This is a genomic window from Algoriphagus aquaeductus, assembly GCF_003253485.1.
Lineage (GTDB): Bacteria > Bacteroidota > Bacteroidia > Cytophagales > Cyclobacteriaceae > Algoriphagus > Algoriphagus aquaeductus.
The window spans coordinates 71,327-84,958 of record NZ_QKTX01000006.1 but is presented as its reverse complement, the minus strand read 5'-3'; the positions used below and the strand labels follow the sequence as shown (position 1 = coordinate 84,958).

Annotated in this window: 16 protein-coding genes; 3 read left to right on the top strand and 13 right to left on the bottom strand. The window is 45.3% G+C overall.

Translation table 11 applies throughout. The annotated features are described in order from the left end of the window. Window positions 1–20: 20 nt before the first annotated feature. From CLV31_RS09735 to CLV31_RS09710, 6 genes are all read right to left on the bottom strand, one after another. A complete protein-coding gene (locus CLV31_RS09735) occupies window positions 21–527 on the bottom strand; it encodes a hypothetical protein (protein WP_111392707.1) in 507 nt (168 codons plus the stop codon). 67 nt (window positions 528–594) lie between these two features. After that, window positions 595–1,257 (bottom strand): phosphatidylserine decarboxylase family protein, encoded by a 663-nt coding sequence (locus CLV31_RS09730; RefSeq protein WP_111392858.1) that lies wholly within the window; start codon window positions 1,255–1,257, stop codon window positions 595–597. A 75-nt stretch (window positions 1,258–1,332) separates the two neighbouring features. Beyond that, a complete protein-coding gene (locus CLV31_RS09725; RefSeq protein ID WP_111392706.1) occupies window positions 1,333–2,610 on the bottom strand; it encodes a Glu/Leu/Phe/Val family dehydrogenase in 1,278 nt (425 codons plus the stop codon). A 69-nt stretch (window positions 2,611–2,679) separates the two neighbouring features. After that, window positions 2,680–3,519 (bottom strand): phosphatidate cytidylyltransferase, encoded by an 840-nt coding sequence (locus CLV31_RS09720; RefSeq protein WP_111392705.1) that lies wholly within the window; start codon window positions 3,517–3,519, stop codon window positions 2,680–2,682. Beyond that, window positions 3,503–3,709 (bottom strand): putative signal transducing protein, encoded by a 207-nt coding sequence (locus tag CLV31_RS09715; RefSeq protein ID WP_111392704.1) that lies wholly within the window; start codon window positions 3,707–3,709, stop codon window positions 3,503–3,505. The genes CLV31_RS09720 and CLV31_RS09715 overlap by 17 nt, the downstream gene beginning before the upstream one ends. After that, window positions 3,684–4,637, bottom strand: coding sequence for a CPBP family intramembrane glutamic endopeptidase (locus tag CLV31_RS09710; protein WP_111392703.1), 954 nt, complete (start codon window positions 4,635–4,637; stop codon window positions 3,684–3,686). The genes CLV31_RS09715 and CLV31_RS09710 overlap by 26 nt, the downstream gene beginning before the upstream one ends. A 37-nt stretch (window positions 4,638–4,674) precedes the next feature. On the opposite strand from CLV31_RS09710, the gene dusB reads away from it, so the two are divergent. Both dusB and CLV31_RS09700 read left to right on the top strand, forming a co-directional pair. Beyond that, a complete protein-coding gene (gene dusB / locus CLV31_RS09705; protein WP_111392702.1) occupies window positions 4,675–5,670 on the top strand; it encodes a tRNA dihydrouridine synthase DusB in 996 nt (331 codons plus the stop codon). Window positions 5,671–5,770: 100 nt separating this feature from the next. Next, window positions 5,771–6,667: a DMT family transporter gene (locus tag CLV31_RS09700; protein WP_111392701.1), complete on the top strand. Its 897-nt coding sequence runs from the start codon at window positions 5,771–5,773 to the stop codon at window positions 6,665–6,667. Between the two features lie 16 nt (window positions 6,668–6,683). On the opposite strand, the gene CLV31_RS09695 is transcribed toward CLV31_RS09700, so the two are convergent. The 7 genes from CLV31_RS09695 to CLV31_RS09665 all read right to left on the bottom strand — a co-directional run bounded on the left by CLV31_RS09695 (window position 6,684) and on the right by CLV31_RS09665 (window position 12,622). Next, window positions 6,684–7,580 carry a M23 family metallopeptidase gene (locus tag CLV31_RS09695; protein WP_111392700.1) on the bottom strand — a complete coding sequence of 299 codons (897 nt, stop codon included), beginning with the start codon at window positions 7,578–7,580 and terminating at the stop codon, window positions 6,684–6,686. A 53-nt stretch (window positions 7,581–7,633) separates the two neighbouring features. After that, a complete protein-coding gene (locus CLV31_RS09690) occupies window positions 7,634–8,710 on the bottom strand; it encodes a DUF3810 domain-containing protein (protein ID WP_111392699.1) in 1,077 nt (358 codons plus the stop codon). A gap of 12 nt (window positions 8,711–8,722) precedes the next feature. Beyond that, window positions 8,723–9,304 carry a NifU family protein gene (locus CLV31_RS09685; protein WP_111392857.1) on the bottom strand — a complete coding sequence of 194 codons (582 nt, stop codon included), beginning with the start codon at window positions 9,302–9,304 and terminating at the stop codon, window positions 8,723–8,725. Between the two features lie 76 nt (window positions 9,305–9,380). After that, entirely contained in the window at window positions 9,381–10,124 is a 744-nt protein-coding gene (locus CLV31_RS09680) for a ThuA domain-containing protein (RefSeq protein ID WP_111392698.1), read from the bottom strand. A gap of 87 nt (window positions 10,125–10,211) precedes the next feature. Continuing rightward, window positions 10,212–10,964, bottom strand: a complete 753-nt coding sequence (locus CLV31_RS09675; protein ID WP_111392697.1) for a M15 family metallopeptidase — start codon at window positions 10,962–10,964, stop codon at window positions 10,212–10,214. Beyond that, entirely contained in the window at window positions 10,961–11,725 is a 765-nt protein-coding gene (locus CLV31_RS09670; RefSeq protein ID WP_111392696.1) for an SDR family NAD(P)-dependent oxidoreductase, read from the bottom strand. Before CLV31_RS09670 ends, CLV31_RS09675 begins: the two co-directional genes overlap by 4 nt. 231 nt (window positions 11,726–11,956) lie before the next feature. Continuing rightward, window positions 11,957–12,622: a heme exporter protein CcmB gene (locus CLV31_RS09665; protein WP_111392695.1), complete on the bottom strand. Its 666-nt coding sequence runs from the start codon at window positions 12,620–12,622 to the stop codon at window positions 11,957–11,959. Window positions 12,623–12,824: 202 nt separating this feature from the next. Between CLV31_RS09665 and CLV31_RS09660 the strand changes: the two genes are divergently transcribed. Continuing rightward, window positions 12,825–13,625 (top strand): sterol desaturase family protein, encoded by an 801-nt coding sequence (locus tag CLV31_RS09660; protein ID WP_245943375.1) that lies wholly within the window; start codon window positions 12,825–12,827, stop codon window positions 13,623–13,625. Window positions 13,626–13,632 lie beyond the last annotated feature (7 nt).

The window sequence follows — 13,632 nt, the reverse complement described above, 5'->3', positions numbered from 1 at the left end:
TCGAAAGAGGCTCTTTTAAATTAATTTACCCGAATATATTCTTCCAGAGGGAAGGGTAAGCAGTCCCGATCTTCGTTAAAAACTAAGCAGTTTGGTTGAAATTGGAAGATCCTTCGATCAGAAGAAAAGGTTAAAACACCTTCCGGTTTTCTAAAAAAATCAATTACCCCGGGCCTTAATTCTGACTTAGGAACATAGAGTGGAGCTTTTCCGTCCAAATGACCAAAATAAAATAATCCATCAGAATAATAATAGGTAAAGGTATTCCCATCTAAATTGTACCAAGAGGTAGTCACCAAACGATAACCTAAAGTGGGACCAGTCTCTGTCTCTCGGACGATACTGGAAAGATCAAAAATGCTGTCGTTTTTAAATTCCATGACATCTACAAACCAGAGATCTAAGGAATCTACAAACTGCCTTTTTTCCCAAGTCCCAATGAGTGGACTGGCTGGCTCTTCATTATCAGTGCAGGAGAAGAGCGTGACAATAAATGCCAAAATCGCAAATGGAAAAATCTTTTTCATGGGAGTAAAATTTGGTTGAAGTTACAACCATTACGAATGAACTAGTCTAAATGATACATCCACACACCTATTTTTTCAATCTTGCAATCGGAGTTCTTGCACCTTTGGTCACTTGATCCATTTGGCAGAGAATCTCAGCATCTAGCGGCAAATAAAGATCTACCCGTGAGCCAAACTTGATAAAGCCGAATTCACCCCCTTGCTCCAGAGGAGTACCTTCTTTCACATACCATTTGATCCTTCTTGCCAAAGCACCTGCGATCTGTCTTACCATGATTTTATTCCCTTTCGTGTCTCGGATCACCATGGAGGTTCTTTCGTTTTCGGTGCTGGATTTGGGATGCCAAGCCACCAAGTATTTTCCGGGATGGTATTTGAAGTATTCCACGATGCCTTTGACGGGAGAGCGATTCACATGCACATTGATCGGAGACATGAAGATGGAAACCTGCTTTCGCTTTTCTTTCAAATACTCATCCTCCACGGCCTCTTCGATCACGACCACCTTCCCATCGGCAGGCGCAAAGACAATCCCATCTTCCTGAGGGGGGTCAAAAACCGGATTTCTAAAAAATTGAAGCACGATAAGGTAAAGGATCACACTCACCATGATGGCCAAGTTCATCAGCAATCTCTCTTCCGGCAAATAATAGTAAAGCAAATAATTTAGCGCCACTAGGATGATCATCATCCAAAACAAAAGCACTCTTCCTTCTTTGTGTATCGTCATCATATTCTTTTCATTAAAAAGGCGTGGAGAAACTCCCCCCACGCCCAAAGTTAAAAGATTTGGTCTGAACTCGTCTCAGAAGCCTCCCCGGAAGGTGTAAGTCTTGGCCACTTTGTCTATTGCAACGATGTATGCAGCAATTCTCATGGGCACATTGTACTTGACCGAAGCTTCATACACATGGTCAAATGCATCCTTCATGATCCGGTCAGATCGTCTGTTGACCCGGTCAGCAGTCCATTTATAGCCCAGTCGGTTTTGAACCCACTCAAAGTAGGAAACGGTCACCCCGCCTGCATTGGCCAAAATATCCGGAACAGCCATGATCCCTTTTTCATTTAAAATAGCGTCAGCCTTGGCCGAAGTAGGTCCATTAGCCCCTTCTACGATCAGCTTAGCTTTGATTCTATCAGCATTGGCAATAGTGATCACATCTTCCACGGCAGCAGGGACAAGCACATCCACTTCCAAGGTCAGGAGATCGCCGGGATTTTCCATTTTATCTGCTCCTTTATACCCTTCCAGAACTCCATTGTTGGCGTCTCGGTATTCAATCGCTTCGATAATATTGATTCCTTTTTCATTGTAAAAAGCTCCGGTATGATCGGAGATAGCCACTACTTTCAATCCTCTTTCTTCCAAAAGTCTGGCGGCCCAACTACCCACGTTTCCGAATCCCTGAACGGCACAAGTAGCCTGGAAAGGATTGATTTTAAGTTTTTGCATCGCTGCAAGAGCGGACACCATCACCCCACGACCGGTAGCCTCTGTCCTCCCCAGTGAACCTCCCAAAACCAATGGTTTTCCGGTTACTACTGCAGGTACGGTCATCCCGTGAGCCTTTGAATATTCGTCCATCAACCAGGCCATTTCTCTCGGACCTGTGCCCATATCCGGAGCAGGAATGTCTTTATCCGGACCGAATACGTCGATCATTGCCATAGTATAGGCACGCATCAACCGCTCGATTTCACCCTTGGACATTTCTCTCGGATTACATCTCACACCGCCTTTTCCACCGCCATAAGGAATATCCACAACGGCACATTTCCAAGTCATCCACGCTGCCAGCGCTCTGACTTCGTCCAAGTGAACATCCGGTGCGAATCGGATACCGCCTTTCGCCGGACCTAAAATATTGGAATGAATGACACGAATCCCTTCAAACACCTGGATTTTCCCGTTATCCATCGTGATCGGCAGGGAAACAATTACTTGCTTGGCAGGATTTTTCAGCACGTTGTACACCTCATCTGACAAGCCGAGTTTTTCAGCCGCGATGTTGAATCTCTCCATCATTGACTCCAAAGGATTTTCTTTATCCTTAATCGGAGCCGGTTCTAGGTAAGCCATATTGGGTTTTTTTAATAAAGTGAAATGCGATACAAACTTAAGTAGTTTTTCAAACTGCCCGCCCTTGAATTAAAAGATTTTCAAAAAGGCAGTGATAAATGGGGCTGAAAGTAACAATCCGTCAAAACGGTCCATAAATCCACCATGGCCGGGAAGCCCGTTTCCGGAGTCCTTGATCTCAATCGAACGCTTAAACAAGGACTCGATCAAATCTCCGTAGGTACCTGCAATGATGATGATGCCGGCAATGACCAGCCACTTCCAATCTTCTAATACGGTAAAATACTGAGAAATGATAAAGGCCACGGCAATAGCGGAAAAAGCACCGCCCAGAAAACCCTCCCAGGACTTTTTCGGGGACACCCGCTCAAAAAGTTTGGTCTTGCCAAATTTGGTTCCTGCGAAATATGCTCCGGTATCACTGGCCCATAAAATCAGCAGGCAACCAATCAAAATTTCATAATGGTAAATCGCATCCACGGAAAACACAGCCAAATTCAAAAGAGAAAACGGTACAGCTACATAAAAAATCCCCAAATAGGTGAAAGCAACGCCGGTAAAGGGCTTTTTATCTGTTTTTTTATACAGCTTGATAAAAAACGTCAGCGATACCAGCGGAAAGATCAAATACAGATACTCGTGGGAAAGCCGCTCCTTTTCGATCATAAACGTCAAAGTGAAAATCATCAAACCCAGGAAGGTTCCGAAACTTTTCAAGGGAAGCATGCCGTCCAGACCCGAAAGCTTGTAAAACTCCATTTGTGAAAAGCCCAAAATCCCAGCAAAAATCAAAAAATAGGTCCAATCCGAATAGATCGAACCCAATACCACCACCAATCCCCCTACTAAGGCTGTGATAGCCCGCTGGGCCAGATTACTGTAGTTATTGATATTAAAACTCGATCTCATTTTGAATCAGTTGGAGTGCAAAGAGAGCCTGTCCATTGGGGACCAAGACTTGGTAAGTCCCGTTAAGCTGATACACTGTCTCTTTTTTGTTAAGAATCACAGCGGGGATTTCTTTTTCCTCCAACACTCCTTTCACAATCTCCGCTCTGATTTGATTCATATCCTCAAATACCTTGATCCAATTTTCCATGCTGACTCTGGTTGGCTTTTTTAAAGTAAAGGAATCCGAGTATAAGTACCAAAAGTCCGAACAAGGCCGCGGGGTAAGACACCGTGTCTGTAGACTCCAGATCGAAATCAATCTGCCCCTGATTGGATAAGTACACGAGCAGGACGGTCAGTGAATTGTTGAAGGCATGTGCCACAATCGGATAGATCAGACTTCCGGAATAATGGTACATGTATCCAAACAAAGCGCCGAGAAATACCCTTGGCAAAAACCCATAAAACTGCACATGAATCGCCGAGAAAATGATCGCAGTAATCCAAATCCCCCAATGAGCCGACTTGAAATAGTTTTTCATTTTAGGTTGGATCAGTCCTCTGAAAAACATTTCCTCTCCGATACCCGCAAATATTCCAATCACCAAAATACCGGTCAAAAGCTCCGGCACAGACTGGAAGTCGGTTAGAAATTTGGTCAATTCCATCAGCTGGGTTTCCATTTCCTTCATCCAGTTTTCCAACCCCGACAATGATTCCGGGAGTACCAACTGGGAATTCCAATACACCAACAGCCCGTTGAAAAACATGCCACCCAAAGTCATGCCCAAGATCAAACCCAAATATTTGGTAGTCACGCGGGAGTTTTGAATCTCCCAGTGCAAATCGGCTTTTTCAATAAAGCGGATGATCACCCAGGAAGCTACCCAAAACCCAAGACCTGAACCTAAGCCTTGAACAAACAACATGGCCATTCGGCCATTGGGCACATCATAGTTGCCATTGATGAGGCCCAAAAGGTCCTCAATCGAGATTTTGAAAAGAGAAGGAATGAGTGCCACCGCAAAACCCTGAAGGAGAACAAGCACCCCAAACGTAACTAAGACAATGACTACCAGGGACAAAAGCCAGTTCTTACGTTTGGCTATTTCGGATTGGGTTTCGTAAATCTCCATATTTGGGCTAAATTTACGCCAAATTTAGAATTGAGAAGTGGTTAAGATTGGAAATATAGAGTTGGGAGAGTTTCCGCTCCTGCTCGCCCCCATGGAAGATGTAAGTGATCCGCCCTTCCGAGCGGTGTGCAAGCAAAACGGGGCAGACCTCATGTACACCGAATTTATCAGCTCAGAAGGATTGATTCGAGACGCCGCCAAAAGTGTCCAAAAGCTGGATGTCTACGATTACGAAAGACCCGTGGGTATTCAGATTTTCGGGGCTGAAATCGAATCCATGCGCGAAGCCGCCGCCATCGCAGAAGCTGCCGGACCGGATATTTTGGATATTAACTACGGCTGTCCAGTACACAAGGTCGCCTGTAAAGGTGCCGGAGCAGGCATTCTTCTGGATATAGACAAAATGGTCTCCATGACTGCCGAGATCGTGAAGCGAGTCAATATCCCCGTCACTGTCAAGACCCGGCTAGGCTGGAGTCATGACACCATCCGCATCGTGGAAGTGGCCGAAAGACTACAGGACGTGGGTATCCAAGCCATCTCCATTCACGCCCGTACCCGTCAGCAGATGTACAAAGGCGAAGCCGACTGGTCCTATCTCAATCTGGTCAAAGACAATCCCAGACTCCACATTCCTGTCTTCGGAAACGGCGACATTGACTCTCCCGAAAAAGCAGCCGAATACCGGTCCAAATACAACGTGGACGGAATGATGATTGGCCGTGCTTCGATCGGCTATCCCTGGATATTCAATGAGATCAAGCACTACTTCCAGACCGGAGAAAAACTTACCGCTCCGGATTTGGCGGAACGAATCGCTGTTACTAAAAAGCATTTGGATTTTTCCATTGAATGGAAAGGGGAAAAGCAGGGAATTCTGGAAATGCGAAGACATTACACCAATTATTTTCGAGGAATGCCCAATTTCAAACCTTTTCGAACAGAAATGGTCACTGCAGACACCTATCAACAAGTTTGTGAAATTTTGGAAAGAGTGGCCGAAGCATACGCAGATTATGAATTTCAAAGCTGATACCAACCGAACCTCAGATTTTTGACCTCTGAGGTTCTTTTTTTAGCCGATTCTCTTTCAGAATTGTTTCCTTTGCAGGCAAAAAAGCCCCTTACACCCTATGAATTCTGCCACCTCCGAAAACAGTCTTAAAAATTGGACGCTTCTGGTGGTTTTGACCTTGATTTGGGGGAGCTCCTTTATCCTGATCAAACGTGGGCTGGAGGTATTTTCTCCGGGTGAGGTCGGTGCTTACCGAATGGTGGCTGCGGCAAGTTTACTTCTTCCGCTTTCCTTGCCCAGAATTAAGAATCTCAGCAGAACTCAAGTAAAAAATCTACTCTTGGCTGGATTACTGGGAAGTTTTATACCTGCTTTTCTGTTTCCTTTGGCACAAACTCAGTTGAGCAGCTCACTAACCGGAGTCTTGAATGCGCTCACTCCGCTTTTTGTAGTATTGGTAGGAGCTGTTTTTTTCAATACCCGGATTACCCGAAGAAATGCCTTGGGACTAGTAATTGCCTTTGTCGGTGTGATCATTTTGGTGACTTATAAAGAAGGCGGTGGCTGGGATTCTCTGGCCGGAATCAATGCATATGCACTCTTTGTGATTGCAGCCTGCATCTGCTACAGCTTCAACCTCCACGTGATCAAAACGAGATTTACCAAGCTCAAATCCATCGAGATTTCCTCCATATCCCTCTTGATGATCCTGCCTTTAGCCTTGATCTACTTATTTGCCGGCACCCAATTTTCCTACAAACTCGTGACCCATCCCCATGCCTGGGAGGCCTTGGGTTATGTCACGCTTTTGGGCATGGTCGGCACTGCGACGGCTCTGATTCTGTTCAACATCATGGTCAAAAGCGCCAGCCCATTCTTTGCCAGCCTGGTCACCTATACCATTCCGATTGTGGCGATCATGTGGGGAGTGTTGGACGGGGAAGTTTTGCTTTTGGGACATTACTTGGGAATCGCCGCGGTGATTCTCGGAGTTTGGGTCGGTAATCGGAAATAAAAAAACCGAATCAATTTTACTTGCCTTCCTGGTAAGTTTTCAATTCTTTTTTGCTCATCTCCAGCATCTTCACCTCTTCGGGATGTACGACTGAAAAAGTCACGTACTGTTTGATTTCCACATCGCCTTTATCACTGACGAATCGAACCGGAAACGGTTGATAAATCAGCCGGTCGTTTTCCTTGACCGTTTTGATGTTGATCATTCGAATATGAGGACCTTGAGAATAGTTTTCTCCCCCTGACTCTGCTAAAATATCTCCTGGAAATACCAGTTGACCCAGTTTCACTTTTTCCGAACCCGCCTTCAGGACCGTGAGTTTGGTAAAAGTCCCGTCTTCATGGTAAATCTCGATGAAGTTTTCTTCAGCGACAAAGCTCAAGTTGCTACCTGCCACATGGGCATCCATTTTCATGTCGGCGATGATCCCTTTTCTCGGAGCCACGACTTGAACGGGCTGATCAAACATAAAAGAGACCCCTACATAAGAACCTTTAGCGGATTCATCTCCCACCGTTGCAGCTAAGGGATTATTCAAGACTGCCTTGACGACCGTACCCTCTGACACTGGCACCAAATAGGATGGACTCACTTTAGACTTGGCATAGACATTCCCCTTGGCAAAGCTGAACGTATAGCGATAGCTGGTGCCCTGTCCTGCCAATGTCGGTTTAAGCGTAGCCACTTTAGTCCTTCCGGGATTTGCAACAGCGGTGGTGTTTCCACCTGCCGGCGTGGTCATGTTTTGTAGCTGGGAAAAGTTAAGAATGACGGAATAAGGAATCTCATTAGGATTGTTTGCATAAAAATTCACATTGTTTTCCTTGTCACGCTCGGTATCGATGGTGATTTGAGCCTGAAGTGAAGAGATGGATAAAACGAACAAAAGGCAAAAGCAGCGTAATTGAATCATTGGGTCGGAATTTAAAGCCTAAAACTAATCTCTTCTAGATCAATTCCAAAAACTCAATCTTCCAAATTCATTCTTTTCCTCCAGGCATAAGCCAACATGGGCAATTGTTGATACGAATTGACTCCAGCCTTGACTCCCTGGGTTTTCAGGAAAATATCATTGGACTTGCGGCTGATCTCGAGGGAAAATGGCTTGATCGCTTCACTGGCTTCCCGGATGGAGTTAAGGTCATTTCGAACTCCCCTGGAGAGTGTCCTAATCCAAGTCTTATAGTTTTCAGGCGCCATGCGGTAATAATCCCGCATTTGATATTGAAGGAGACGCAAATGTCCCGAATACCTCAACAGCGGGTCTTCCGAATTGGTACAAATCACCCAGGCGATAAAATTGGCTTCTCCTTCGTCAGTAACTCCATAGCTGTGTGCCATTTCATGGGCTATCGTAAATGGCTGCTCCAGGGCATGTAGAGTAGGATCAATATAGCTTTCGCCTGTGAAGGGAAAATAGATTCCCAAAATCCCCATTTTCCGCATAAATCCGGGAGGAGGAAACTGTTTGGTACGGGGTCTTCCGGTGAAATTCAACCCCAAAATCTCCAAATTCTCGCTCATATTGGATCTCACCAAGCGCTCCAATTCAGGATAGTCCAAAATCTCAGAAATTGCCAAGGTATCGGACTTGATTCGGTTTCTGTATTGCTCTACCAATCGTTGGGTAATCTGAATTTCTGATTCAAGCTGTTCCAAATTAAGGGACTTAGGCTTGAGTGACAGTTGCTGAAAAATGGGGGTTCGCTGATAATTAAAACCCCATAAGATTAAAAAGAAAAAAACCAATGCCCCAACTCCATTGGAGGTAGCCCGTACAGTGTAGACCGACTTGGATTTCCATCCCTTTTTTTGGAAAAATCTCCGAACAAAAACGACCAGTACCAACAGGACCATGCCAATAAATAAATAGACGCTGGGAAATGGGAGATGCCCCAGCGTCAGGTCGATGACATTTCTAATGCCCGGAAAGAACATTCTGGAATACAGTTCATCCGTGGCCTCCGGATATCGAATGGCAAAATACCGGATGACCAAAGCCAATATTCCAAGGAAGGCCCAGGACCAGTCTCTTTTGCCCATGTTTAATTCGATTTAGATACCTTCGGCCACTACTTCTTTTACTTCTGGAAGCATGCGGGTGAGAAGATTTTGGATACCGGCCTTCAGCGTGATGGTGCTGGAAGGACATCCGGAACAGGAACCCTGCAAAAGCACTTTCACTACTCCATCGGTAAAAGAATGGAAAACGATGGCTCCACCATCCTGCTCTACCGCGGGACGGATATATTCATCGAGAATTCCCTTGATTTTTTTGACGATCTCTGAATCATTTTCATCAAAAAGCGGATCCTTGTCGAAAGAAGCCTGAACCGCTTTCTGTCCGGACTCCAAATACTGCTTAATGTGGTCTCGGATGATAGTTTGGATTTCAGGCCATTCCACCTCCTCAGATTTGGTCACTGTGACAAAATTGGAAGCGATAAAGACGCGCTGGACTGCAGCAAAATTGAAAAGTTCTTTCGCCAATTGACTATTTTCAGCACTTTCGGCACTTGGGTAATCAAAACTTACCCCATCATCGACCAACATAAAGTTGGCCACAAATTTCAAAGAATTGGGATTTGGATTGGCCTCCATGTAGAGGTGAACAGGTCGTGCTTGAGCTTTCAGCATGGGATTACTTGATTGTGTATGCAAAGAAAAACCAAAAAAGGCCCCGGAAGTTCCGAGGCCTCTCTTTTTTAGCCAATTACTTTGGCAATTTTCCTTTAGCCGCATACCAAATGCCGCCATACAGATGCTTCAGGAAATCCGCATCTTCCCAAACTGCGTCCACATGACCCAGTGCCGTGTAGAAAACCCGGCCTCCGTCAAACTCGTGATACCAAGCCATCGGGTGATTGGCTCCCATCGCTTTGGCAGGCTCATAAGTAGTCTCATCTGCATTGATCAAAACTTTGATATTGGGGTTGACATTTCTGAATTCATATAGCTCGTCAGTCCAAAGAAAGTTTTCCGGCAAATGCCATGTGGACGGATGATTTTTGTCCACTACTTGCAGACGAAGGGTCTGATTGCGTGGATGAGCCAGGAAGTAGGCGCCAATCAGCTGATTGTACCAAGGCCATTCGTACTCCGTATCAGTGGCGGAGTGCACCCCTACCACACCTTTTCCGCTTTGAACAAATTTCTGGAAAGCCGCTTTTTGAGCTTCGTTGAAGATCGTTCCCGTCGTGCTCATCAGTACAATCACATCGTAGCGAGCCAGATTTTCATCGGTAAAGTGATTGGCATCTTCAGTGGTGTGAACAGAGAACACATGTTTTTCACCAAGCTTTTTGATCGCAAGGACTCCATTGGGAATAGACTGATGTCGGAATCCTGCTGTTTTGGAAAATACCAAGACACGAAACTGCCCACCCTGCTGGGCGTAAGAGGCCACACTGACCAACAAGGCAAGAATAAGGGTAAGGAAGGTGGATTTGAGATTCATAGGTTAATGGGTTTTGATTTCGGATTTGGAATATCGGATTTCGGATTGGAAGAAACTTATTCTAATCTCCAAAATCCAGTGATGGAGCTATTTGATAAGTTGAAATTTTTCTCCGGCTTCTTTTCGTGAAAATGCATTGAAATGCCACCATTCGCTACCAATTCCTGTAAATCCTGCTCCTTTCATCACTTTTCTGAGGATTTCCCGGTTGGCAACATGGGTTTTGGTGATTTTTCCCTCGGCCACCATCTGCAATTCCCGGTCGGGATAGGCCGGGTAGCCAAAGTAATCATAGGCTGTACCCATGTCCAATGGCTTTCCTGACTCAGTATCAAAAATGGTCAGATCCACTGCTACGCCGAAGTTATGTAATCCTCCAATTTTCGGGTCTGAGACATACAAAGGCTTGATGCTGTCCGGCTTGTCCAAACTATCCCAAAGAATCTGCTGCACACTCAGCGGACGCACGCCATCATATACCAATAGGGTTAGGTTGGGATATTCCTTCTGAAGTTCGGATTGAGCTTTACCCAACATTTCCGCCACCACCGGCTGTAGATAGCAGCGCATATGATCTCCATAGACGTCTTGACCGAAAAAGTTGTCTTCCGTGGAGTACTTCAGCTCCACTTTGATGCCTGGAATCACTTTTTCAATGTCCACCAAACCCTGATCAATCAGGGTTTTCTCCAAAGCAGGTAGGTCAGCTTCTGCTGAAGTTGAGTCTTGATTTTCTTGCTCAAAAAGAGCTTTCCGCTGCTGTTCGGTAAAGATTTCCTGATCACTTTTGGGAGATGAGCAGGCGAAAGCCAAAGCTAGGAGGCAAAGATAAGTTCTCATGCCGGCAGGTTTTTCTTGACCAAAGTAGCTGCCGCTTGCGCGGTGGGGAGCACCACGATATCTGCCAATACGACGTGCGCCGGTCGGTTCACCACAAACTCAATAATATCCGCAATATCCTGAGCAACTAATGGCTCGTAGCCTTGATAGACCGTCTCGGCTCGTTTTTCATCCCCTTTGAATCGCACCAGGGAAAACTCCGTCTCTACCAATCCAGGATGAATACCAATCACTTTGATCCCAAAGGGGTTCAGGTCTAGGCGCATGCCTTTGGTGATCGCATCTACGGCATGTTTGGAGCCGCAGTACACATTTCCGTTGGGATAGACTTCCTTTCCTGCGATCGAACCGATATTGATGATGATTCCGGATTTGCGCTCGGTCATGCCTGGAATGATGGCTTTGGAGACGTAGAGCAAGCCTTTCACGTTGATGTCCATCATGGCATCCCAATCGTCCAAGTTTCCAGTCTGAATCGGATCTAGCCCATGGGCATTTCCGGCGTTGTTGATCAGTACATCGACTGCTGCCCAATTGGCAGGGAGATTTCCGAGAATTTCCCCGACTTTTTCCCGATCACGCACATCAAACACCAAAGGTAAAAATCTGACTCCTGAGGGTATTTCCTTCTCCAATTCATTTAATCGATCCTCTCTACGACCAGTGGCAATGATGTCATAGCCCATTTTGGCCAGGGTGATGGCAGAGGCTTTTCCGATCCCGGAGGTGGCTCCAGTGATTAGGGCGATTTTATTGTTCATGGGTTAAAGATAGACGTAATGATAAAAAAAGTCATCCTGAGCGGAATCTAAGGATTGAAAAATTGACTTTGCATAAGAGCCAAAAAAGATAAGCTTCGCAAGATATTTATCTAAGATAAGTTAAAGCAAAATAGGGTTCTGAAACAGATTCAACCCATGAAGTTCATCAGCCCCTCGCAAATCAAAAAATTGTACTGAGCGAAGTAGAAGTATCGTAATTCGTAAATCCAACTAGCTTCTCCACAAATAGGGAAACAGAATATATGCCGTCACGCCGACGATCGCATTGATGGCTAAAAGCGTTACCAATTTGTCCACACTTACACTCCAATCCAAGCCATCCAAGGCATTTTTGGAAATACGAATTGACATCAAAAGAATCGGTATAATCACCGGGAAACTCAAAATCGCCATCAAAGTGGCGTTATTTCCTGCTTTGGAAGCTATCCCGCTCACCATAGTCAGGCTGGCCGAAAAACCCACCGAACCCAACACCAAATTGAGCAAAAACAAACTTTGATCCTGCACGGGATTTCCAAGGATCACCGAGAACACTCCGTAGCCCAACAAGGACAAAATCAACGTCAGTCCGGTGTTATAAAAAATTTTCGAAAGGATAATCGACTCCGGAGAAGCGATCATGTAGTAATACAATTGGCGGCCTTGGTGTTCCTGCACAAAGCTTTTGGCTACGGCATTCACCGCCGAGAAAAGGATGATGATCCAGTACAAGGCATTCCAAGTGGGGATGGAAAGGTTGCCCATTTTGGCGCCCACACTCAGATACGTGATGAAAACTGCCGAAACCACGTAAAGCAAAATCCCATTTAAGGCGTATTTCTGCCTCCACTCGAGGGTGATTTCCTTGCGGATGAGGACTGAGATTTCTTTCCACATGGATCAAAGGTAGGTACTTTTTTTTGCCACAAAGACCCTAAGGCACAAAAGGATTTTTTGGGATGGATTTAGAAAGTGAAAGCTTCAAAGTCCTGAAAAACATCCCTAAGTCTTTGAATATTCGTTTCCTAAAGGAGACCAAAGGCATCATTTGGTTTGGAAAGGATTCTCTGACTAACTTAAGAGTCTTCAATGCTAGATTATGATTTGGGATGATTTCTTGTTTAGATGGACTAGGATTGCCAGCAATGTCACCTTTCGCTATTTCCTGATTGCAGGCACAGTATTCTTTCTTTTCTACTTTATTCTACATGGTATTTTGGCTAGCCGTAAGATGCAGGCCAAATTCCCCAAGCTCAAAGATTATTCAAGAGACATCGCTTATTCCTTGATCACCATTCTGATTTTTGCCACCATGGCGGCGGTGGTTTTTGTTCTTTTAGATCCCTACACCTTGTATTACCGCGAGGTGGAAAAATACGGTTGGACCTACTTTTACCTAAGTTTTCCCTTGATGTTTTTGATCCACGATGCCTACTTCTATTGGGCTCACCGAATGATGCACCATCCCCGATTGTATAAAGCCATCCACAAAGTTCACCATCAATCCACCAATCCTTCTCCTTGGACGGCTTATGCCTTCCATCCCTTTGAAGCTGTGGTGGAGGCTGGGATTATTCTGGTTTTGGGATTTGTGCTGCCGGTTCATCAGGCCGCATTTGGTTTATTCATGCTGTTTCAGTTTTCCTATAACGTCTACGGACACTTGGGCTATGAGCTTTATCCCAAAAACTTCCAGCGAACCTGGATCGGAAAATGGATCAATACCGGCACGGCACACAACCAACACCATCAGTATTTCCATGGCAACTACGGGCTTTACACCCTGATTTGGGATCGACTTTTCGGTACACTCCGAGAAGATTATGAAAAAAAGTTTGATCAGGTGACCCAAGCTAAAACAGACTCGAAAGTTCAAAATATGGAAAAGCACCTCGCCTGAGTTTATC

What these genes read in the sequence shown, in the direction of transcription:
- CLV31_RS09690 (WP_111392699.1), bottom strand. Translation starts at nt 8,710, where the DNA reads ATGGGCAAAAGAGACTGGTCCTGGGCCTTCCTTGGAATATTGGCTTTG.
- CLV31_RS09685 (WP_111392857.1), bottom strand. Translation starts at nt 9,304, where the DNA reads ATGCTGAAAGCTCAAGCACGACCTGTTCACCTCTACATGGAGGCCAAT.
- CLV31_RS09720 (WP_111392705.1), bottom strand. Translation starts at nt 3,519, where the DNA reads ATGAGATCGAGTTTTAATATCAATAACTACAGTAATCTGGCCCAGCGG.
- CLV31_RS09660 (WP_245943375.1), top strand. Translation starts at nt 12,825, where the DNA reads ATGATTTGGGATGATTTCTTGTTTAGATGGACTAGGATTGCCAGCAAT.
- CLV31_RS09675 (WP_111392697.1), bottom strand. Translation starts at nt 10,964, where the DNA reads ATGAGAACTTATCTTTGCCTCCTAGCTTTGGCTTTCGCCTGCTCATCT.
- CLV31_RS09710 (WP_111392703.1), bottom strand. Translation starts at nt 4,637, where the DNA reads ATGGAGATTTACGAAACCCAATCCGAAATAGCCAAACGTAAGAACTGG.
- CLV31_RS09730 (WP_111392858.1), bottom strand. Translation starts at nt 1,257, where the DNA reads ATGACGATACACAAAGAAGGAAGAGTGCTTTTGTTTTGGATGATGATC.
- CLV31_RS09725 (WP_111392706.1), bottom strand. Translation starts at nt 2,610, where the DNA reads ATGGCTTACCTAGAACCGGCTCCGATTAAGGATAAAGAAAATCCTTTG.
- CLV31_RS09700 (WP_111392701.1), top strand. Translation starts at nt 5,771, where the DNA reads ATGAATTCTGCCACCTCCGAAAACAGTCTTAAAAATTGGACGCTTCTG.
- CLV31_RS09715 (WP_111392704.1), bottom strand. Translation starts at nt 3,709, where the DNA reads ATGGAAAATTGGATCAAGGTATTTGAGGATATGAATCAAATCAGAGCG.
- CLV31_RS09680 (WP_111392698.1), bottom strand. Translation starts at nt 10,124, where the DNA reads ATGAATCTCAAATCCACCTTCCTTACCCTTATTCTTGCCTTGTTGGTC.
- CLV31_RS09695 (WP_111392700.1), bottom strand. Translation starts at nt 7,580, where the DNA reads ATGATTCAATTACGCTGCTTTTGCCTTTTGTTCGTTTTATCCATCTCT.
- CLV31_RS09665 (WP_111392695.1), bottom strand. Translation starts at nt 12,622, where the DNA reads ATGTGGAAAGAAATCTCAGTCCTCATCCGCAAGGAAATCACCCTCGAG.
- CLV31_RS09670 (WP_111392696.1), bottom strand. Translation starts at nt 11,725, where the DNA reads ATGAACAATAAAATCGCCCTAATCACTGGAGCCACCTCCGGGATCGGA.
- CLV31_RS09735 (WP_111392707.1), bottom strand. Translation starts at nt 527, where the DNA reads ATGAAAAAGATTTTTCCATTTGCGATTTTGGCATTTATTGTCACGCTC.